The organism is Rothia amarae, assembly GCF_014705945.2.
GTDB classification, from domain to species: Bacteria; Actinomycetota; Actinomycetes; order Actinomycetales; family Micrococcaceae; genus Rothia; species Rothia amarae.
This window is the reverse complement of the sequence record NZ_CP061538.1, coordinates 1,136,103-1,156,392: the sequence shown is the minus strand read 5'-3', so window position 1 is coordinate 1,156,392 and position 20,290 is coordinate 1,136,103. Positions and strand designations below refer to the sequence as shown.

Below are 20,290 nucleotides of genomic sequence, written 5' to 3'. Positions count from 1 at the left end.
TTTATTAATCCTTTTTCCGCGGCTGCGGGCTATGCGAACCAGAAATTTTTCAGGTTCCCAGATTTTTATGATGGATTGAGGTCCGAGACCATACCGGCGGCTAATGTGTTTCCATCGGATGGATCTATCAGCAAAAATGAACCGACTCTACCCTGGGCGTTGTAAAGATCTATAGGTAGTGGTTGTGCGAGTTGAATTTTGACGGTCGCAATATCGTTGAGCTCAACAGTTTGCGCTTCGTGCTCCGTTGAGGTATCGATGTCGAGAACCGAGGTAATCCCCACCAAGCGCGCTTGGAGCAGGGAGGTTCCGTAACGGATTTTGAGCTTTGACTTGGCGCGAAGAGACTGCTCGGAAAGCCCAACGATGGTTGCCTCAAAAATGGTGGTATCTTCCGGACGGTCGCTTGCAGCGATGAGGTCTCCACGAGCTAAATCATTCTCGGCAGAAAGGCGTAGGACCACTGATTCATCGACTCCAGCGATATTCAGAGCACCGTCGCTAGAATCAATATGGGTGACCGTTGCCGAGCGTTCTTGACCCAAGTCCACCGAATCACCAACGGCAATTTCACCGGAGGTAATACGTCCGGCGTATCCTCGATAATCTTGGGAGCCCTCTCGAATCACATATTGGATGGGAAAGCGGAAACCAGTGCTGTTTTCAGAGTTCGTATTCTGGGTATGGACTTCCACCTCTTCGAGGTATCCCAGTACAGTGGGACCGTCATACCAGGGAGTATGCTCCGATGGGTTGACGACGTTATCGCCTAATAACGCACTGATGGGGATAACTTGAACATCTGTAATTCCCTTGCTACGCGCCAGTTCAACGAATTCGTCTCGAATAGTCTCGAAAATAGAGGCAGAATAATCTACCAGGTCAATTTTGTTGACAGCTAACACCACGTGTTTGATTCCCAAAAGAGCCGCTACCGCCAGGTGCCGTTTGGTTTGACTAACAATGCCATGGCGAGCATCACTGAGTAGAACCACAACCTCCGAGGTGGACACACCAGTCACCGTATTTCTGGTGTACTGCACATGGCCGGGAGTATCCGCCAAAATAAATGTTCGACGTGCGGTAGAGAAGTAACGGTAGGCAACGTCAATCGTGATGCCCTGCTCCCGCTCTGCTCGAAGCCCATCTACCAGTAGCGAAAGATCAGGATGCTCTAACCCCCGCTCTCGAGATGTACGTTCCACCGCCGAGAGCTGGTCAGCCAAGATGCTCTTGGTGTCATGCAAGAGTCGACCCACAAAAGTCGATTTACCGTCGTCAACGCTACCTGCGGTGCACAGATGTAAGGTTTGGCGCTGCTGAAGAATCTCTGAGCTGGGTTCGGTTGATGTAACGGTCATTTTAGAAATACCCTTCCTTCTTGCGATCCTCCATCGAAGATTCGCCCAGGCGGTCATCGGCGCGAGTAGCGCCTCGTTCGGTTAAGGTAGAGGTTGAGATCTCGGTGAGGATATCGTCAATAGTGGACGCTTCAGAAAGCACAGCTCCGGTGCAGGACATATCTCCCACCGTGCGGTAACGGACCTTCTTAGTCTCAAGGGTTTCTCCCTTTTTAGGCCCGCCCCAGTCCCCTGCGGTGAGATACATGCCATCTCGCTCAAAGACTTCACGCTCATGTGCAAAGTAGATGGGAGGCAACTCAATTCCGCGAGCGCCGATATACTCCCAGATATCTGTTTCTGTCCAGTTTGAAATGGGGAATACGCGGATGTTCTCTCCGGGTAGGTGACCGCCGTTGTAAAGGTTCCAGATTTCAGGGCGCTGGCGACGAGGGTCCCACCCGCCAAAGTTATCTCGTACGGAGAAGATGCGTTCTTTTGCGCGGGCTCGCTCTTCATCTCGACGTGCGCCGCCTAGAACTGCGTCGTATCCCTGCTCTTCGATAGTCTCCACCAGCGGAACGGTTTGAAGGGGGTTTCTGGTGCCATCGGGGCGTTCTTTGAGTTCTCCCCTATCAATCCAGTCCTGCACTTTTGCTACGCGCAGTCGTGCGCCGGTGCGTTCCACTAAATCATCGCGGAACTTGATGACTTCAGAGAAGTTATGTCCTGTATCAACATGGAGCAGTTCGAAGGGCACTTGCGCTGGCGCAAATGCTCGGCGGGCGAGTTCAAAGACGACCACAGAATCTTTTCCTCCGGAGAAAAGGAGCGCGATTTTGTCGAATTGCCCTGCGGCTTCGCGAAGAATCTGTAGGGATTCGTTTTCTAGGTCTTTGAGGTGGGGTGAAAGCGTTGTGGCTGTTTCTCTCATGTGTGTAGTCCGCATTCCGTTTTTGTAAATTGTGCCCAGCGCCCGCTGCGGGGGTCTTCTCCTTCAGCTACGGGTGCGGTACAGGGAGCGCATCCGATGGAGGGGTATCCGGCGAGTGTTAGGGGGTGAATAATCAAATCGTGATCAGTGATATATTCCTGGGTTTCTTCGAGTGACCAGGTAACCAGTGGTGAAATTTTCAGTCGACCATTCTGATCGATATCTAAAGCAGGGGTGTTTGCTCTCACTGGGGAGTCTGCTCGTCGAAGCCCTGTAATCCATCCTGAATAGGGTTGCATGTAGGTAGCGAGGGGTTCCACTTTGCGCATACGGCAACATGCTGCGGGATCTTTGGAATAGAGGCTCATTCCGTAGCGGTCATCTTGTTGGGGAACGCCCAGGAGGGGTTTGGCTCTGATGAGTGGTTGAGGGTAACGCTGATCTACTTGGTCGGCTACATCGATTGTTTCGGGAAAGTGGTAGCCCGTATCAAGGAAAAGAAAGTCTGAATCGGGCAGGTATTTGGAGGCTAGTTCTGCAAGTACCGTGTTCTCCATGGAAAGAGTGACGGCGAGTTTGCCAGGTGCGTTATCGTGAGCCCATTCAAGGATTTCTTGAGCGCTTGCATCATAGAGTGCATCAGCGTATTCGTTCACGAGTTCTTGGTTGCGTTCTTGAATTTTTGCATCAAGTGGTGCAGGTTCGGTGGTTCCCGGAGGGCTTATTTGTGGGTCAGTGAAAGAATGAGCTGCGGGTTTGACCCCGTAGCTCTTGAAAAGGTGGGAGTTATTGGACATCGCTTCTTCCTTTCTACTGTATGAAAGCGTGCCACTTATAGGGAAATCATAGGGAGTAAGTTTTTAGATAACAACCCATCATTCATAAGGAGAAACGCTGATTAACGGGAGGTCATTTTTAGTCTTCTTTTGTCATTTTCAGATCTACAGCTTGATTTCTCCCGCTATTTTTAGCGAATTCTTTGCCCACTAAAAAGCCTTCACTCATCACAAGTGAAGGCTTTTGAACAATTATTTTATTGAAAGGGAGTCGGCTCTACTCCAGCTGACCCAGAGAATCTAAAGCACACTGACAGATAACATCAACCGATTGTTGATCGCCTGGTACCACCAATGGTTCTGCAATGTGAGCCCCTCGCTGGTGTCCGAGTTTTTTCAGTTTTTGATCGAAGAAACCTCTCCCCAGCAAATAGTTTGCAACAAATATCGGCCCGTTTCCCTGGGCTTCAGTAACTGTCTCTTCGATGGTGGGAGAAATATCAGCTATGAAACCGAAGGTAACTTCCTGTGCCAGCACGTTGGATAACATGGCACATTGGCGGGCGACAGCTTCTTGACCATCGGTACGAGATGAACCAGCACCGGCCATGACGACGGTGTCACCCGGTCGCCATCCTTTTTCAATCAAACGGTGATGCATCAATTGCGCCATGAGGGGTGAAGGACCCAGCGGCGCGGCTATCGCAATATCAGAAATCCCTGATTCTTTTGCTGCATCTCGCATATCAACTTGGGTATGATACCCCGTTGAAAGTAAGAGAGGAAGAATGATGGTCTGGTCTTCAGAGTGTAAACCCTCTAAAACTTCATCGAGAGTAGGAAATTGAACATCAACATAGGCTTCATAGACGTGATAAACAGGCCCTAGCCGTTGGGAAAGGAGCGAGCGCAAATTCTCGATAATCGATTCGATAGTTGAGCGCCCGTCCGGGCTATTGGTTCCGTGGGCAGTTGCAACAATATTAATCGGCATGGAATCTACTTTCTAATCACCTTGAATTGAGAAGCTTGAGCTACCGGGCGCATCACAATCCGATCGAGATTAATATGGTGGGGTACATTGACGGCAAACGTCACGGTTTGTGCCACGTCTTCTGCGGTGAGGGGCTTTTCGACACCTTCATAAACTTTCTCAGCTGCCTTGGGTGACCCTAGTCTATTGAGCGAAAATTCCTCGGTGTGAACCATGCCAGGAGCTACCTCAATCACACGGATATTGTGCTCGGCTTCTTCGAGACGAAGCGCTTCTGTCATACCCCGTTCACCAAATTTTGAGGCGTTGTATCCGCCGCCACCTTCATAGCCGTGTTCTGCAGCGGTAGAGGTGAGATTGAGAATGGTTCCTTCGCCAGAGGCTCGAAGAGCCGGAAGGAATGCCCGAATCATGTTGAGTGTGCCCAGTACATTCAGCTCAAACATAGAGCGCCATCCTGATCCATCTGCATCCGCAATAGAGTCGGCGCCCACTGCTCCCCCGGAAATGTTGACCAGCGCGTCAATCGATCCGCTATTCTCTTCGATAATTCTCAAAGCAGTCTGAGCTACCGCAGATTCATCGGTGATATCTAGGACGACAGGAATAACACCTGTCTCTTCCGCCAGCTGGTGCAAACGCGCTGCACGACGCGCTACCGCATAAACGGTCCATCCGGTAGCTCGCATCTGCTGAGCCGTTGCACGTCCGATTCCTGATGAAGCACCAGATACCACAGCAATTTTGCCCCGTTGTGCATCTGATTCAAAAGGATTATGCAATCTATGGGAGTGATTCATCCCCCAACCGTACCCGGATATCTGTACAGGTTTCTTCAAATCGCTGCTCATGCTGAAGAATACGAAAAATGTTAAGCAATATGAACCTCGCATAGATATTCCCTCCTCCTGGAAGCAAAGGTGAGGAAAGCAAAACAGTCAGGAGGAGCACCTCTCACTGATACATGAGAGAATAAGCCGTATGGCTGAAATAAATCAGGGCTCAGACTCGCCCATCACAATTACCGTTCCCGATCGTCCCGCGCTAGAAGGACTCGAAGAAAAACTTTCTGCTCGCTGGGAATCCGCACAAACGTACGCGTTTGACCGCGAAACAACTCGTGAGAACGTGTACTCTATCGATACTCCTCCTCCCACAGCATCTGGCTCCCTTCACGTGGGTCATATGTTCTCCTACACGCAGACCGACGTCATTGCCCGCTACCAGCGCATGACCGGCAAGAACGTGTTCTACCCGCTGGGTTGGGACGACAATGGCCTGCCCACCGAACGCCGTGTTCAGAACTACTACGGCGTACTGTGTGACCCCGCTATCCCCTATGATCCTGACTTCCAGGCACCCGAGAAGCCTGCAAAGAATCAGCGTGACTGGCCCCGTATTTCGCGCGGTAATTTCATCGAGCTGTGCGAGACACTGGCAACAGAAGACGAAAAGGTTTTCGAACAGCTTTTCACCACGTTGGGGCTTTCGGTGGACTGGTCTCATTCCTACCGCACCATTGACGCTCATTCGCGCAAAGTCTCTCAGCTTGCTTTCCTCAATGACCTCAAATCTGGCGATGCATACATGGCAGAAGCACCCACCATGTGGGATGTCACCTTCCGCACCGCGGTCGCTCAGGCTGAGTTAGAAGATAAAGAACGTGAAGGCGCCTACCACCGCATCTCTTTCCACCGCCCTGACGGAGAAAAAGTCTGGATCGAGACCACACGCCCCGAGCTTCTTCCCTCCTGTGTTGCGCTGGTTGCTCACCCTGATGACGAGCGCTACCAGCCACTGTTCGGCACCACCGTTACCTCACCTCTGTTTGGCGTTGAAGTTGAAGTTAAGGCTCACCCCCTAGCCCAGCCAGATAAGGGTGCCGGTATCGCCATGGTATGTACCTTTGGCGATACCACCGACGTCACCTGGTGGCGCGAGCTCCAGCTGCCTACCCGTGCCCTCATCGGTCGCGACGGACGATTCGCCCGTGATATGCCCGAGTGGATTACCACAGCAGAAGGCCAGGAACGATTCGAAAAAATCGCTGGCGCCACAGTCTTTTCTGCCCAAAAAGCAGTAGTTGAGATGCTGGTCGAAGAAGGCGAGATGGAGGGTGAGCCCAAGAAGATTACCCACCCCGTCAAGTTCTATGAAAAGGGCGATAAGCCCCTGGAAATCGTAGCTTCACGCCAGTGGTACATTCGCAACGGTGGACGCGACGCCAGCCGCCGCGAAGATTTGATCAGCCGTGGTCGCGATATCGAGTGGCACCCGTCCTTTATGCGAAGCCGCTACGAGAACTGGGTAGAAGGCCTCAACGGTGACTGGCTCATTTCGCGCCAGCGCTTCTTCGGCGTGCCCTTCCCCATCTGGTACAAACTCGATGAAGCGGGAGAGCCCCTTTATGATGAGCCCATTGTCCCTGCCGAAGATTCACTTCCCGTAGATCCCGCTGCAGAACCCGCACCGGGCTTCACCGAAGAACAGCGCGGAGTACCCGGCGGTTTCCAAGCAGATCCGGATGTCCTAGATACCTGGGGTACCTCTTCACTGACCCCTCAAATTGCAACTGGTTGGGCAGTAGATGAAGACCTGCACAAGGTCACCTACCCCATGGATTTGCGACCCCAGGGCCACGACATCATCCGCACCTGGCTCTTCTCCACCGTGGTCCGATCGAATTCCCTGGAGAATTCCGTACCCTGGAAGCACACTGCACTTTCAGGCTGGATTCTCGATCCTGACCGCAAGAAGATGTCAAAGTCCAAGGGCAACGTCGTCGTCCCCAACGAAGTCCTAGAAAAGTACGGATCAGATGCGGTTCGCTACTGGGCAGCTTCAGCCCGCCTGGGTGCCGATACAGCCTACGACGAAGGGCAGATGAAAATTGGCCGACGCCTCGCCATTAAGCTACTCAACGCATCCAAATTCGTACTCAATTTGGGAGCAACTGAAGCATCGGTTCTTACCACAGCGGAGCAGGCAGCCGTCGTCATCAACGATTTGGATCGTTCACTACTCGCCAAGCTGGCAGTAGTGGTGGAAGAAGCCACCGCTAGTTTTGAGAAGTACGAATACGCTCGTGCACTTCAGATGTGCGAAAGCTTCTTCTGGTCATTCACCGATGATTTCGTTGAGCTCATCAAGGATCGTGCCTACGGCGCTCGCGGAGATGATGAACAGGCATCCGTTCTGGCAGCCCTGGCTACTACTTTGGATGCGTTACTTCGCCTCTTTGCACCAATCCTCCCCTTCGCCACCGACGAGGTCTGGAGCTGGTGGCGCGAAGGTTCGGTTCACCGCGCTGCATGGCCCACTCACGAAGGATACAAGGCAATTGCCGACGATGCCGACGCCGCCGTGCTACCCACTATCGGCATTGCACTCGGTGGATTGCGCAAGTCAAAATCAGAGGCAAAGGTCAAGCAACGCACCGAAGTTGAAGTTGCTACCATCACCGCTGATGCTGAATCAATTCAGCGCATTAAAGCAGGTATTAATGATTTGAAGGCAGCGGGTAATGTTCGCGAGCTCAACCTCCAGGTTGGAGATGGCGAACTTGCTGTTTCAGATGTTGTACTAGTTGCTGAAGATGCAGAATAAACATTTGCGCTAGTCACAGCGTGGGTCGCCCGTCATCTCTACGGGCGACCCATTTGTGTATTAAGTGAGGATATAGATGAACACGCCTGAGGTGCCGGTCTACCGTGGGGAAACTGCCCGCAAAAAGCGACGCAAATACCACCTCATACCCAAAACCCGTTTCACTGCAGGTGCCACGGACAGTATCTTCTTTGTCTTTGCAGGGCTCGCCGCCTCGGTGCTGACCCTCCTTATTTTTCAGCAAGGGTTGCAAAACTCCTGGCTGAATTTAGCTTTACTCTTTCTCTTCTGGGCCTTTACTGCCTATCTCACGCTCCCCCGTCTGCACGCCATTTTTACACGCATTTATGTGCCTGAATACTTTATTGGGCGAACCCGAACCAACGACGGCCTGTTGGGCGATCCCATCAACCTTGGCTTCCGAGGAACAGCTGAACAAATTCATGAGGTCATGACCCAAGCAGGTTGGTCCCGTGCCGACGATATTACGCTGAAGTCATCCTGGGGCATCGTTAAGTCGACCCTCACCAGAAAGTCCTATCCCGAAGCTCCTATTTCTCCTTTGCAACTCTTTGGAAATATCCAAGCCTTTGCATATCAGTTGGAAGTAGATGGAAATCCGCTCAAACGCCATCACGTACGATTTTGGAAATCACCGGAAGGGTGGGTTCTTCCCGGTGGGCAAAAAGTTGATTGGATTGCCGCCGCCACCTACGACACCGGTGTCGGATTTTCTTTCTTCACTCTTCAAATCACGCACCGTATCGACGCCGAGACGGACTACGAGCGCGACTATATTTTGGACACCATCCAGTATGTAGCTCCTGGAACTGACGTTCAGGTGATTGAAGATTTTTCAACCGGTTATCACTCGCGGAATGGCGGGGGCGACAATATCGTCACCGACGGTAACTTACCCATTGTGCAGCTTCACAACCAACCTAAACATAGGTCGGTGCGTGATGACCGCATCAATCTTCACTCTGCCAGTGACATCGCCCGTAAACTTCCCATGAACCTCTTGGTAGGTTCAGTGATGGTCGCGCTGTGGGGGCTTGTCCAAGGTGTGCAACTCCTCTACCGGCTACGCAATCCCTTAGATATTCAAGAGATGGTCTCTTCAGAACCTACACTGCAGCAGATTGTTGATTATCTAGGCGGCGAGAAGTTTATCGAAACCTTTGAGAGCTTTCTCCCCTACGGCGTCGTTCTCTTCGTTGCTATGCTATGGTTTCTTGCTTGGCGTTTGCTCAAAGGGTCCTCCCGAGCTCGTCTCTTCACCCTCGACTTGTTGGCCTTTGCTTTTCTCGTTTTGCTCTTTCGAACCTACGTCTGGGGCAAGCACCTTGAGCTCATCACTATTCTGGGTCAAATGACTATCTTGGTCTTTGCGATGCTCGCCTACACCTCAGACCAAGCACGCCGTTATACAGAAAAAGCCAAGACGCTCAAAACGCCATGGCTCTCCAAATCGGATCTCAAATAAAGATAATTCTGGGCGGTCAGCTAAGCTGACCGCCCAGAATTGTCTCTACAGTTGTTACTGTTCAGTGTTAAAGATTGGGCCTACATTGCGAGGGCGCTTCAACTCAAAGAAGCCAGGGTAGGATGCCAAAGCGAGAGCGCCGTCAAACACCTTACCTGCTTCTTCACCGGTAGGAGCAGGGCTCATGACCGGACCGAAGAAGGTGACGCCGTTGATGGACATGAGTGGGACGCCGATATCGTCACCACCGGCTGCTTCTAGACCTTCCTTAGTTGAAGTTCGCATCCGCTCATCTGATTCACCAGAAGTAGCGAATTCAGCAAGCTCTGCAGGAAGTCCAGTTGCCGCTAGTGCTTTTTCAATAGCGTCAGAATACTTGTTGTCATTATTCTTGCGGTGGTGAATCTCTTCGCCCAAGGCAGTGTAAAGCGCATCTACCTCAGACTGACCATAGCGTTCAGAAACAGCAGTAGCTACGCGAACAGGGCCCCATGCCTCATCCATATGCTTCTGGTAGCTTTCGGGCAAATCGCGACCTTCATTGAGTACCGCGAGAGAAAATGGATGCCACTGAACCTCAACGTCGCGAACTTTTTCAACGTCTTTAATCCAGCGTGAGGTCATCCAGCACCAGGGGCAGATAGGATCAAACCAAAAATCAATTTTTGAAGTTTCAGACATTCTTTCCTCCATCGATAGAATTCATAGCACCTTAGATGAGCAGAAGCTCAAGCTTTAGGCAGATTTTTTTGTCTCTTCAGGGAAGAACACCAGTTCGGGTGTTTTATTCCCCGCCACTACATCGGCGTCAATGATAACGGCAGAAATATCTGACCGTGAGGGTACATCGAACATGACCGGTTGAAGCAAATCCTCCATGATTGAACGCAAACCTCGCGCCCCCGTTTCACGCTCAATAGCCAGCCGTGCAATTGCCTCAATCGCCTGATCTTCAAAAATTAAATCAACATTATCGAGAGCAAACATACGGCGGTACTGCTTCACCAAAGCATTTTTCGGCTCGGTCAAAATACGGGTAAGTTCTTCCTGGCGCAGCTTTCCTAAAGCAGCCAAAACAGGTAAACGCCCAATAAATTCGGGAATCAAACCAAATTTCAAAAGATCTTCAGGCATGACTTTGAGCATGAAGTCGTCGCTCTCATCAGCAATCTGAATGGGCGCACCGAAACCAATCCCTTTTTGCCCCACCCGGTTCCCCACGATTTCTTCTAAACCAGCGAAGGCTCCGGCAACGATGAAAAGCACGTTCGTTGTATCAATTTTGATGAAGTCCTGCTGCGGATGCTTGCGGCCGCCCTGCGGTGGAACTGAGGCTTCTGTTCCTTCAAGAATTTTTAAGAGAGCCTGTTGAACGCCCTCCCCTGATACATCTCGCGTAATAGAGGGGTTATCAGCTTTGCGGGAAATCTTATCAATTTCGTCAATATAGATGATGCCACGCTGCGCTTTTTCGATATCTCCATCTGCAGCTTGAATAAGCTTCAAGAGGATATTCTCCACGTCCTCCCCCACATAACCTGCTTCGGTCAAAGAGGTAGCATCAGCGACGGCGAAAGGCACATTCAACTTTTTAGCTAGGGTTTGGGCCAGGTAAGTTTTACCAGAACCGGTGGGGCCCACCAGAAGAATATTCGATTTGGCAATTTCAACGTCTTCGCCCTCGGTTGCCAAAAGTGTTTGAGCATCGCTGACAGCCGACTCTGCTGCACGAATTCGCTTATAGTGATTATAAACAGCTACAGAGAGCGCACGTTTAGCTTGTTCTTGCCCAATGACGTACTCTTCGAGATGCGCAAAAACCTCGCGAGGGGTAGGTAGTTCGAGCGTGCTCGAAAGATCTTTAACGTCGGCTAGTTCTTCATCCAGGATTTCGTTGCAGAGTTCAATACACTCATCACAAATATAGATATTTGGACCGGCAATGAGCTTGCGAACCTGTTTCTGATTCTTCCCACAGAAAGAGCATTTGAGAAGTTCAGCAGCTTCGCTCATTCTCGCCATGCTGTTTGTCCTTTCAATACGACCGAATCTAATCCAAGGCTACCTGTAATTTGAGCCAAGCCAAACTCGTCTTTTACATATCTCGCACTTTATCTCAAAATGACAAGATGACGTTTCCGATGCTGCGTGTTAAGCGCCTTCAATATCGGCGAAATAAAATAGGGGCGCTACTGTTCGTTTGACCAGTAGCACCCCCTATTTCTAACCAGCAGTGATTAGCTAAAATCTTCTGCCTGGTTAAACTTTGGCTTCACAGCCTTGCGTGATTCAAGAACCTGATCCACCAGACCGTATTCTAAAGCCTGCTGAGCGGTCATAATCTTGTCACGCTCGATGTCGCGGTCAACTTCCTCAGCGGTTTTACCCGAATGCAGAGCAAGAGTCTGCGCCGTCCAATCACGCATGCGCATCACTTCATTAGCGTGGATTTCGATGTCGGATGCCTGTCCACCCTGCTGACCACCGAGCGCAGGCTGGTGAATGAGGACGCGGGCGTTTGGAAGAGCCAATCGTTTACCGGGAGTTCCTGCTGCCAACAGGGTAGCTGCAGCAGACGCCGCCTGCCCCAAACAGACCGTCTGAATTTCAGGGCGGATGTACTGCATCGTGTCGTAGATTGCTGTCATCGCGGTGAATGAACCACCGGGTGAATTGATGTACAGCGTAATATCACGATCAGGATCCTGGGATTCAAGAACGAGCAACTGCGCCATAATGTCGTCTGCAGAGGCGTCATCTACCTGAGTACCCAAGAAAATAATGCGATCCTCAAACAACTTGGCGTAAGGATCTTGGCGTTTGTAGCCGTAAGGGGTGCGCTCTTCAAAGCTGGGCAAAACATAACGGCTATCTGGCATACCTGCAGGAGCCATCATTGAGGGATTGAAATTCATAAGTTATATCTCCTAAAAACGTGGATCCGCGATTACTTATTGTCCGAAAACTTTGAACCGGCGCTGGTTGCGATGTGATCGAAGAATCCGTATTCCAATCCTTCTTCAGCGGTAAACCAGTTATCGCGATCGTTATCTTTGAGGATTGTTTCCAAGCTCTGACCGGTGCGATCAGCAGTAATCTGCGAAAGACGCTTCTTCATATCAAGAATCAGCTCAGCCTGGGTGCGGATATCAGATGCGGTACCACCGATACCACCGGAAGGCTGGTGCATGAGAATTCGTGCGTTGGGAGTTGCAAAGCGCTTGCCCTTGGTGCCTGCGGTCAGCAGGAACTGCCCCATGGATGCTGCCATACCGGTAACGACGGTTACGACGTCATTAGGAATCAACTGCATGGTGTCGTAAATTGCCATACCTGCAGTGACTGAACCACCGGGTGAGTTGATGTAGAGGTAGATATCAGCTTCTGGATCCTCAGCAGAAAGAAGAAGCATCTGTGAGCAGATGCGGTTAGCATTTGAATCACGTACTTCCGAACCCAACCAAATGATGCGCTCTTTGAGCAAACGGTTGAAGACGTAGTCGTCCTGACCGCCCATAGGTGTTTCCATGGTGGGTTCTGAGCCTGCGGAGAACTGCGGCAAAGGCAAAATGTTAGTCATTAATACTTCTTCCTTTTCTCTAACGCCTCGTTATTACAACGAGGCATTGAAAATTTTGGTTAATAGAAGATTATCGAAACCTGCTTGCCATAGGAAAACAGTTCGCTGTTGGCACACGCAACCGGCCTAGAGCTTAACTATTCCGATGCCCTGGCTTGCAGAAGCACGCACTTTTAGTGATAGCACGCAAGAAGACCCTGAGGCGTTGAAATGACTTCGATAGGTGTTTCAAAAATATCAGTCAAAATCTGATTGTTCATCAGCTCTTCGGTGCGGCCCATATGAATGACTTTTCCATTCTTCATAGCACACATGTACCGGGCGTAGCGGGCAGCGTAATTGATATCGTGCAACACCACAATGATCGTACGGTTGAACTGTTCTGCGGCGTCCTTGAGATGTTGCATCATATGAACAGAGTGCGAAATATCAAGGTTATTCAGAGGTTCATCCAACAACACATACTCTGTTTCCTGGGCAAGCACCATAGCAACGTAAGCCCGTTGACGTTGCCCGCCAGAGAGTTCATCAAGATAGCGAGATTCAAGTTCTGCTAGGTGCAAAAAATCTATATACCGGGAAATGATTTCCTCATCTTCAGCGGTTAACCGACCTTTCGAATGCGGGAACCTACCAAACCCCACCAGCTGCCGCACCGTCAGCTTGGTCATAAAATGATTTTCTTGCTTAAGAATCGAAACAATCTTGGCAAGGTCTTTTGACTTCGTTGTCGTAATATCCATTCCTGCGATTTCGATGGCACCCTGATCAATCCCCAGTAGCCGCCCCATCATAGTGAGCAGCGTCGATTTACCAGCGCCATTTGGTCCTACTAAAGCTGTAATCCCACCGCGCGGAATTTCTAAATCTACAGGACCAATGGACACCTCCGAGGAGTAGTTTTTGTTGACATCCTTCAGAGTTATCACAATGCTCCCTTTCGCAAAATAATTGTTAAGAAGACCACTGCCCCCACAAATTCAATGATTATACTGACTACACCCTGGGCAGAAAAAATATGATTCATCAGAAAATACGAGAGGGTAAGCACCAAGTAGGCTAGCAAACTTGCCAGCGGAAAAAGGTACTTATGGTCGTAAGTAGGCGCGCTCTGATAGGTCAACATAGCCACCAAGAAACCCAAAAAAATCATGGGACCCACCAGCGCCGTCGATACTGCTGAAAGCACGGCAACCAGCACCAGCACGGTAAGGGCGACGCGAGAAAAAGTTACGCCCAAGTTCTCTGCAGTTTCCCTGCCCAGTGAAATGACATTCAGCTTCTTCGAAAGGAAGAAAAGAATTAGCGCAGAGCCCACGGCCAGCGGTACCGCAACCGGATAGTATTCTGCTTCAGCATTATTGACCGAGCCGAAAAGACGCGCTGTCAAAATATCGAACTCGCTGGGGGTCAGCATGCGCTGCATAAAAGTAGAGAGCGACCCCAGTCCTCCGCCTAGAATAATTCCCACCAGGAGCATGGAGTGCATATTGGCATTCTTTCCCCGCAGTAACCAGCCATAAAGCAAAAAACTGAATCCCACCATGACAAGTACCTGAAAGAGAAACATTTCAAAGGTGCGTGCGTTGAGGAGCCCTGTGGCACCAAAGAAAAAGATGGTGGACGTATGAATGGCTGCATAGAGCGATTGAAACCCCATGATTCCCGGGGTAATGATTTTATTGTTCGCCACCGTCTGAAAAGCAATAGTTGAAACAGCCTGGCATAATGCCACAATTCCCATGGCGGTAACGGCATCGGCCCGTCGCTGAGCAATAATCCAAAAACGACGTGTGCCAAAAGGCATGGGATTGTCGTAAGCAAGTAAACCGAAGGTAGCCAGCAAACTACCTGCTAAGAGAACCCCCATCAAAATCCAATACTTCGTACGGTCAGATGACGTGCGAAATGATCCGCTCATTCGAGTCTTGCTCTGTGACTTTGATGCTACGGAGTCATGCATCAACAGCACTTGCCCAGCGTCCGTCCTCTCATCGCGCATTTGCTCCACCTTTCACAACCAGCCCTACAAAGACGGTAGCTCCCAAAACACCTAAAATCACAGAAACAGGCATTTCGAAGGGGGCAATGATAATGCGGGCGAGAATATCACACAGTGTTACCACAGCGATTCCGCCCAGGCACACCCATGGGAGATTACTCCGCAGATCATCCCCGCGGAACATGCTCACGATATTCGGCACAATCAATCCCAGAAAAGGAAGGGATCCCACCACCACGGTCACTACACCGGTGGCAATCGCTATGAGGGCAGTTGCAATCAGTACCATTCGTCGGTAATTCACCCCCACGTTGGTAGAAAATTCTTCACCCAGACCCGCTAGTGTTAGACGATCGGCCAAAATAAATACGGCAATCACAACGCCCAGAACAATCCAGAGGATTTCATATTGCCCCTGATAGATAGAGGTAAATGATCCTGCGAACCAGACAGACAGCGACTGAAGCATATCTGTCTGCAAAGCAAAGAAAGTGGATACAGAGCTCACTACTGCACCCAACATAATTCCTACGATGGGGACGATAAGGGACGATTTGAGCGAAATTCGGCGCAAGAAGAGAAAGAAAATCATCGCACCGATAAAAGCAAATGCCACGGCAGCGGACATCTTGAACAAGATGGACGCCGAAGGATAAAAAAACAGGACAGTCAGCAATCCCAGACCTGCCCACTCAGTTGTACCAGTAGTAGAAGGCTCCACAAAGCGATTTTGAGTAATCAGCTGCATGACCAATCCGGACATGGACATCGCGGCTCCTGCAAGCACTAGCGCAATGGTTCGAGGGACTCGGCTGATTGCAAACATTTCTCTGCCCTCTTCCCCTGAAAAAATATCGAAGGCACCGGTGAGGAGGGAGAGCGCCAGCAGAATTAGAACCAGCAAGCAGCCGAGCCCTAATTTTGCTGTATAGAGTGGCGCTCGGCTGGTGCGTGGCTTGGGTGTGAGTGCTACAGTTGAATTCAAACTTTACCTCCACAGGCCGCTCCCGGTAGAGCGACCTGTGAGCAATAGGAAATAATGGACACTAAATATTTTCGTTATTTTGATTGCTCAAAGGTATCAGCCATCTGGTTCAGCATCTCTGTATAGGTAATAATATTTTCGTTGGTGTAGGTATCAGAAGGCGCAAGAATAACTTTCTTGTCTTTTACAGCCTTGACATTGGCTAGCGCATCGCTTCCCTCAATAACTTCTTGAGCAGGTTTTGCTGATTCTCCGGAAGAAATTGCCGCGTCACGATCGAGAACAAGCATCACGTCAGGGTTGGATTGAGCAATAGCTTCAACGCTGATGTCATCGCCCTTGTGATTATCCGAGGTGTTCTCAACTTCCATAGCCGGCGTCATGCCCACTAAATCATAGAGGGGACCAAAGAAACGTCCTTTGCCCGGTGCAACATAACCAATTTCGCTGCCAGAAACGTTGATTGCCATGACTTTCTGCTCAGGGTTGTAGGCCTTCTTTGCACGCTCTAGCGCCTGATCGAAATCAGCAATAAGTTTTTCGGCATCTTTTTCTTTGTTAAAAACTTCTCCCAAAGCCTTCGTTTGTCGCTTGAGTTCTTGGTCAAGAGGTTCTCCCTCACGCGGCTCAAATTCGAGGAGGGTCGCTTCGGGGTTCAGTTCTTTGATGTCTTCATAGTATTGGGAGAAACGCTGCCCATTAATAATGAGTTTGGGCTCAGCTGCTGCAAGCGCCTCGAGGTCAGGTTCGCGGTGAGTGCCGATATCAACGATGTTCTCATTATTTTTCATCTCTGAAAGAGTCGCAGGGATAAGAGACTTCGGTGCGGCAACAGGTTCGATTCCCCAATTCTGGAGGAGTTCAAATGAACGGTTATCAGTTACAGCAACGTTTTCAACCGGTAAGGAAAGTTCATGCGTGCCAAAGTTATCTTCAACTGAGATAGTGCGCTCTGACTGAGCGGAGGACGACGTTGCTGAGGAGTCGCTTGCAGATTGTGTTTCAGAAGCTGTACTTCCACCGCATGCCGTGAGTGCAAGGAGGGCAGTCGCGGCCAAAGAAGTAATCGCTAGGGTGGGCTTGCGCATGAAAATTCCTTTGAGTTTTGGTGTGTATGTTTTATGTGGACAAAAACTTGTCGCTCCCCACACTAAACTAAGCCTTACCTAACTTCAATTAGAACATACTTATATTTCTTATTTATTTTACCATTTATTGGGTACAAAAAAGGGAGACTCCATTCGGAGCCTCCCTTGATGTATTCGAGCTAGATACTACTCAGCTGATTCTTCTTCAGCTTCTTCGTTTCCACCCAGGTACTTTGAAAGGTCCACGATGTTTCCCTCGGAATCCTTGACCTCTGCCTTTTCGATGACAGCTGCAAGAGCCTTGGAACGGCGTACTTCGCCCACCATCAAACCAGCCTGACCGGAGCCATCCAGCATCTGTGCGAACTGGTTGGGATCCATACCGTACTGAGAAGACATGGTGATGATGTAGTCGATGAGCTCAGCCTGCTCAACACCAATTTCTTCCTTCTCAGCAATCGCATCAAGAATCATCTCGTTCTTGAATGCGGTTTCAGCATTTTCACGAACTTCTGCGCGGTGCTCTTCGGTATCGTGACCTTCTTCAGCGCTGGGATTGTTGAAGTGCTGGTTAATCTGCTCTTCGATAACCTTCTCAGGTACTTCGATGTCAGCCATCTCAACGAGCTTTGCAAGAACCTTATCGCGTGCTTCTGCGCCTTGCTCTGCAACCTTGGAATCAGCAGCCTGCTTCTTCAGGTCTTCCTTGAGTTCATCAATGGTGTCGAACTCTGAGGCAAGCTGAGCAAAATCGTCGTCAGCTTCAGGAAGTTCGCGTTCCTTAACTGCGGTGAGTGCAACCTTTACAGTTGCTTCTTCACCGGAGTGCTCGCCGCCTGCAAGCTTGGTTTCGAAAGTAGCATCTTCACCGGCAGAAAGACCGGTGAGCGCCTCGTCAAGACCCTCAAGCATGGTGCCTGCGCCAACCTGGTAAGAAAGGTCGTTCGCTGCGTCAACTTCTTCGCCATCGATAGAAGCGTTGAGGTTAATGGTGACAAAGTCATCATTAGCTGCAGGACGATCTACGGTCTTCAAAGTAGCAAAACGTGAACGCAGTGCATCCAGTTGCTTCTGCTCGTCTTCAGCCGAAACTTCAGTTGCTGCTACCTCAACCTTGATGCCTTCGTAGTTAGGTACCTCAACCTCGGGGCGTACAGTAACTTCAATAGTGAGCTTGACATCGTTCTCACGAGCATCTTCTTCGGGCTTGGAGATAATATCCAGCTCGGGCTGTGCAAGAGGAGTCAAATCATTTTCAGCAAGAGCCTGCTGGTAGAACTCGTTGAGTCCTTCATTCAGTGCGTTCTCAACGATGAAATCAAAGCCTGCGCGCTGTTCAATGAGTGCACGAGGGGTCTTACCCTTACGGAAGCCAGGAACCTGGATCTGCTCAGCTAGGGACTTGTAGGTGCGATCAAGGTAGGTCTTGAATTCTGCGAAAGGAATCTCGACCTCAATCTTTGCGAGGGTCGGATTAAGCTTCTCGACGGCAGTTTTCACGTCCGTGGGTCTCCTGATATATAGTCGGTGACGCAAACTCGGTTGAGTGTGCATTTCAATATCTTTAGGCTTATGAAATAACAAAAACCCGCCGTGATATGCGGCGGGTTCTGTTAACTCATGTCGGGGTGACAGGATTCGAACCTGCGATCTCCTGCTCCCAAAGCAGGCGCGTTAGCCAAGCTACGCCACACCCCGCAAAATGCCGCAAGCACTAAAAAGTTTAGCGGTATTTCTTGGATTTTCCCACTTTTAGATCCATCAGAAAATATTCGGCGTGGCTTCTTGCAGAAACACGCTTCATTATTCCTCATGGAGTGGGCAATAAAAATGCCTGACCTACGACTCCCCGCGGGTGAAGCTTTTATTGAGAGGGGATGACGGGAATCGAACCCGCGTAATCAGTTTGGAAGACTGAGGCTTTACCATTAAGCTACATCCCCATCTGTCCGGATGGGACTTATACAGTAAACACAATTTTCCGGTACCTTGTCAAATCGAAAAACCACAGGTGCTGAATTTTGTTGTTTTATTTGAGAAGATTGCGTCCAATATGGCTTAGTTCTGGCAGCCAGGACACCAAAAAAGGTTCCGCGCCGCAACTTGCTGAACCCGGATTATTTCTCCGCAACGAAAGCATACTTGTCCTTGCCTCTGATAGACATAGTTGGCATGTTCTGGCCACGCTTCTGCCAAGGGTATACCCGGACGGTAATCCTCTTCAGTGGTAACAATCCGCCCCAGCTCTACACCGACTTGCAATAGTTTTTGAGCATCTTCCCATACAGCGTGCCGTTCTTCCACACTCAACGATTTTGCCGGGCGAAAAGGGTCAATCTGCTGTCGGTACAAGACCTCAGCGCGAAAGATATTTCCGATTCCAGAAATTATTTTTTGATCCATGAGGACGACGCCGATGGGTCGGGCAGTTTTTGAAAGTGCAGAGAAGAACTGATGGGGATTCGCATCACCATCGAGCGGATCTGCCCCTAATTGAGCGCGCACCATCTCCTTCTCATCAGCAGTTAGCGTGCGGCACACGGTCGGTCCAATTAAATCCGCCCATCCATGGGCAGAAACGATACGGACGCGCACAGTCGGCTTGGGTGGTGGTGGACTGCTGTACTCCCCCACCTCAGCGCCCTCTGTAAGCTCAAATTCCCCTACCTTTCGAGGCGCTCCGATGGATGAAGCTCCACGGAACTGTTGATCCCCTCCAAAATTCCAGGCACCGTAAATACCCAGATGTACGTTGAGGTAAAGATCATTATCAAATCGGAGAAAAAGGTGCTTTCCGTGGGCAAAAGCCTCTTCTAAACGATGACCGTCGAGAAGTTGAGCGCCATCTACGAACCGACCTTGCGGGCTGGAAAGTTGCAGAACTTGCCCGGCAAAAACATCATTGAATTGTCGGGCAAGTCGGTGAATAGAATGTCCTTCAGGCATTACTGTCCTGAAAAATTTTCAATATTTTTTCCCGAGATATCTCCCGTTTTTTCAAATTCTTCTATCTGAGAGATGCGTCGCTGATGACGCTCGACATCCGCCCATGGGGTGGAAAGGAAAATCTTGATAATCTCCAGGGCCTCTTCAAGAGAATGTTGGCGTCCGCCAATAGCGACAACCTGAGCGTTGTTATGTTCACGCGCTAGTGCTGCGGTGTCGTGGTTCCATGCCAGAGCCGCGCGGATTCCCTCAACTTTGTTCGCCGCCATCTGCTCACCGTTACCTGATCCTCCGAGCACAATGCCCAACGAGTCGAGACCGGACTCCCGATCGTGTTTAACCGCCAGCGCTGCATTGATGCAAAAGCTGGGATAATCATCAAGAGCATCGTATTCAGCAGGACCATGATCTACCATCTCATAGCCTAGTTTGGTGAGTTCATCGATGAAGTACCGGCTCATTTCAAGTCCGGCATGATCAGTTGCAATGTGTACTCGCACCTTAGTTCTCTTTTCTGCCACTCTTGGCTTCAGTGAATGACTAGCTACTACAA

The 20,290-nt window shown here is 50.2% G+C and carries 18 protein-coding genes and 2 tRNA genes; 2 read left to right on the top strand and 18 right to left on the bottom strand.

The window, feature by feature from the left end:
- Positions 1-65: 65 nt before the first annotated feature.
- From IDM48_RS05585 to IDM48_RS05565, 5 genes are all read right to left on the bottom strand, one after another.
- Positions 66-1,361, bottom strand: coding sequence for a sulfate adenylyltransferase subunit 1 (locus tag IDM48_RS05585; RefSeq protein WP_190618499.1), 1,296 nt, complete (start codon positions 1,359-1,361; stop codon positions 66-68).
- Position 1,362: 1 nt separating this feature from the next.
- The gene (cysD, locus tag IDM48_RS05580) at positions 1,363-2,289 is read right to left on the bottom strand and encodes a sulfate adenylyltransferase subunit CysD (protein WP_202939908.1); all 927 of its coding nucleotides are present in this window, start codon (positions 2,287-2,289) and stop codon (positions 1,363-1,365) included.
- Positions 2,271-3,071, bottom strand: coding sequence for a phosphoadenylyl-sulfate reductase (locus IDM48_RS05575; protein ID WP_190618495.1), 801 nt, complete (start codon positions 3,069-3,071; stop codon positions 2,271-2,273). Before IDM48_RS05575 ends, cysD begins: the two co-directional genes overlap by 19 nt.
- Before the next feature lie 256 nt (positions 3,072-3,327).
- A complete protein-coding gene (locus IDM48_RS05570; protein ID WP_068170022.1) occupies positions 3,328-4,044 on the bottom strand; it encodes a sirohydrochlorin chelatase in 717 nt (238 codons plus the stop codon).
- 5 nt (positions 4,045-4,049) lie between these two features.
- A complete protein-coding gene (locus IDM48_RS05565; RefSeq protein ID WP_190618493.1) occupies positions 4,050-4,844 on the bottom strand; it encodes an SDR family oxidoreductase in 795 nt (264 codons plus the stop codon).
- Between the two features lie 181 nt (positions 4,845-5,025).
- Here IDM48_RS05565 and valS point away from each other — a divergent pair, with 181 nt between their 5' ends.
- Positions 5,026-7,650, top strand: a complete 2,625-nt coding sequence (gene valS, locus IDM48_RS05560) for a valine--tRNA ligase (protein WP_190618491.1) — start codon at positions 5,026-5,028, stop codon at positions 7,648-7,650.
- Positions 7,651-7,726: 76 nt separating this feature from the next.
- Positions 7,727-9,136, top strand: a complete 1,410-nt coding sequence (locus tag IDM48_RS05555) for an LssY C-terminal domain-containing protein (protein WP_151144682.1) — start codon at positions 7,727-7,729, stop codon at positions 9,134-9,136.
- A gap of 54 nt (positions 9,137-9,190) precedes the next feature.
- Here the strand turns inward: IDM48_RS05555 and IDM48_RS05550 are convergent, their stop codons facing one another.
- From IDM48_RS05550 to IDM48_RS05490, 13 genes are all read right to left on the bottom strand, one after another.
- On the bottom strand, positions 9,191-9,817 hold the full coding sequence (locus tag IDM48_RS05550; protein ID WP_145176148.1) for a mycothiol-dependent nitroreductase Rv2466c family protein: 627 nt from the start codon (positions 9,815-9,817) through the stop codon (positions 9,191-9,193).
- A 54-nt stretch (positions 9,818-9,871) separates the two neighbouring features.
- Positions 9,872-11,158, bottom strand: a complete 1,287-nt coding sequence (gene clpX, locus IDM48_RS05545; RefSeq protein ID WP_190618489.1) for an ATP-dependent Clp protease ATP-binding subunit ClpX — start codon at positions 11,156-11,158, stop codon at positions 9,872-9,874.
- Positions 11,159-11,373: 215 nt separating this feature from the next.
- Entirely contained in the window at positions 11,374-12,051 is a 678-nt protein-coding gene (locus IDM48_RS05540; protein WP_068170039.1) for an ATP-dependent Clp protease proteolytic subunit, read from the bottom strand.
- A gap of 32 nt (positions 12,052-12,083) precedes the next feature.
- Complete coding sequence (locus tag IDM48_RS05535; RefSeq protein WP_190618487.1) at positions 12,084-12,716, bottom strand: ClpP family protease; 633 nt, start codon at positions 12,714-12,716, stop codon at positions 12,084-12,086.
- Positions 12,717-12,889: 173 nt separating this feature from the next.
- The gene (locus IDM48_RS05530; protein WP_068170044.1) at positions 12,890-13,645 is read right to left on the bottom strand and encodes an iron ABC transporter ATP-binding protein; all 756 of its coding nucleotides are present in this window, start codon (positions 13,643-13,645) and stop codon (positions 12,890-12,892) included.
- Positions 13,642-14,637, bottom strand: a complete 996-nt coding sequence (locus tag IDM48_RS05525; protein WP_238398058.1) for an iron chelate uptake ABC transporter family permease subunit — start codon at positions 14,635-14,637, stop codon at positions 13,642-13,644. Before IDM48_RS05525 ends, IDM48_RS05530 begins: the two co-directional genes overlap by 4 nt.
- 70 nt (positions 14,638-14,707) lie before the next feature.
- Entirely contained in the window at positions 14,708-15,703 is a 996-nt protein-coding gene (locus IDM48_RS05520; RefSeq protein WP_190618485.1) for an ABC transporter permease, read from the bottom strand.
- A gap of 74 nt (positions 15,704-15,777) precedes the next feature.
- Complete coding sequence (locus IDM48_RS05515) at positions 15,778-16,791, bottom strand: siderophore ABC transporter substrate-binding protein (RefSeq protein WP_190618482.1); 1,014 nt, start codon at positions 16,789-16,791, stop codon at positions 15,778-15,780.
- A gap of 186 nt (positions 16,792-16,977) precedes the next feature.
- Complete coding sequence (gene tig / locus IDM48_RS05510) at positions 16,978-18,291, bottom strand: trigger factor (protein ID WP_190618480.1); 1,314 nt, start codon at positions 18,289-18,291, stop codon at positions 16,978-16,980.
- Positions 18,292-18,414: 123 nt separating this feature from the next.
- Positions 18,415-18,489, bottom strand: a tRNA-Pro gene (locus IDM48_RS05505).
- A 174-nt stretch (positions 18,490-18,663) separates the two neighbouring features.
- Positions 18,664-18,734 (bottom strand) — tRNA-Gly (locus tag IDM48_RS05500).
- A gap of 115 nt (positions 18,735-18,849) precedes the next feature.
- Complete coding sequence (locus IDM48_RS05495) at positions 18,850-19,737, bottom strand: Fpg/Nei family DNA glycosylase (protein WP_145176173.1); 888 nt, start codon at positions 19,735-19,737, stop codon at positions 18,850-18,852.
- The gene (locus IDM48_RS05490) at positions 19,737-20,237 is read right to left on the bottom strand and encodes a ribose-5-phosphate isomerase (RefSeq protein WP_068170062.1); all 501 of its coding nucleotides are present in this window, start codon (positions 20,235-20,237) and stop codon (positions 19,737-19,739) included. The genes IDM48_RS05495 and IDM48_RS05490 overlap by 1 nt, the downstream gene beginning before the upstream one ends.
- Between the last annotated feature and the right edge of the window lie 53 nt (positions 20,238-20,290).

Coding starts and splice junctions, on each gene's coding strand:
- IDM48_RS05575 (WP_190618495.1), bottom strand. CDS start 3,071: ATGTCCAATAACTCCCACCTTTTCAAGAGCTACGGGGTCAAACCCGCA.
- IDM48_RS05585 (WP_190618499.1), bottom strand. CDS start 1,361: ATGACCGTTACATCAACCGAACCCAGCTCAGAGATTCTTCAGCAGCGC.
- IDM48_RS05550 (WP_145176148.1), bottom strand. CDS start 9,817: ATGTCTGAAACTTCAAAAATTGATTTTTGGTTTGATCCTATCTGCCCC.
- IDM48_RS05555 (WP_151144682.1), top strand. CDS start 7,727: ATGAACACGCCTGAGGTGCCGGTCTACCGTGGGGAAACTGCCCGCAAA.
- cysD (WP_202939908.1), bottom strand. CDS start 2,289: ATGCGGACTACACACATGAGAGAAACAGCCACAACGCTTTCACCCCAC.
- IDM48_RS05525 (WP_238398058.1), bottom strand. CDS start 14,637: ATGAGCGGATCATTTCGCACGTCATCTGACCGTACGAAGTATTGGATT.
- valS (WP_190618491.1), top strand. CDS start 5,026: ATGGCTGAAATAAATCAGGGCTCAGACTCGCCCATCACAATTACCGTT.
- IDM48_RS05535 (WP_190618487.1), bottom strand. CDS start 12,716: ATGACTAACATTTTGCCTTTGCCGCAGTTCTCCGCAGGCTCAGAACCC.
- IDM48_RS05515 (WP_190618482.1), bottom strand. CDS start 16,791: ATGCGCAAGCCCACCCTAGCGATTACTTCTTTGGCCGCGACTGCCCTC.
- IDM48_RS05540 (WP_068170039.1), bottom strand. CDS start 12,051: ATGAATTTCAATCCCTCAATGATGGCTCCTGCAGGTATGCCAGATAGC.
- IDM48_RS05495 (WP_145176173.1), bottom strand. CDS start 19,737: ATGCCTGAAGGACATTCTATTCACCGACTTGCCCGACAATTCAATGAT.
- clpX (WP_190618489.1), bottom strand. CDS start 11,158: ATGGCGAGAATGAGCGAAGCTGCTGAACTTCTCAAATGCTCTTTCTGT.
- IDM48_RS05565 (WP_190618493.1), bottom strand. CDS start 4,844: ATGAATCACTCCCATAGATTGCATAATCCTTTTGAATCAGATGCACAA.
- IDM48_RS05570 (WP_068170022.1), bottom strand. CDS start 4,044: ATGCCGATTAATATTGTTGCAACTGCCCACGGAACCAATAGCCCGGAC.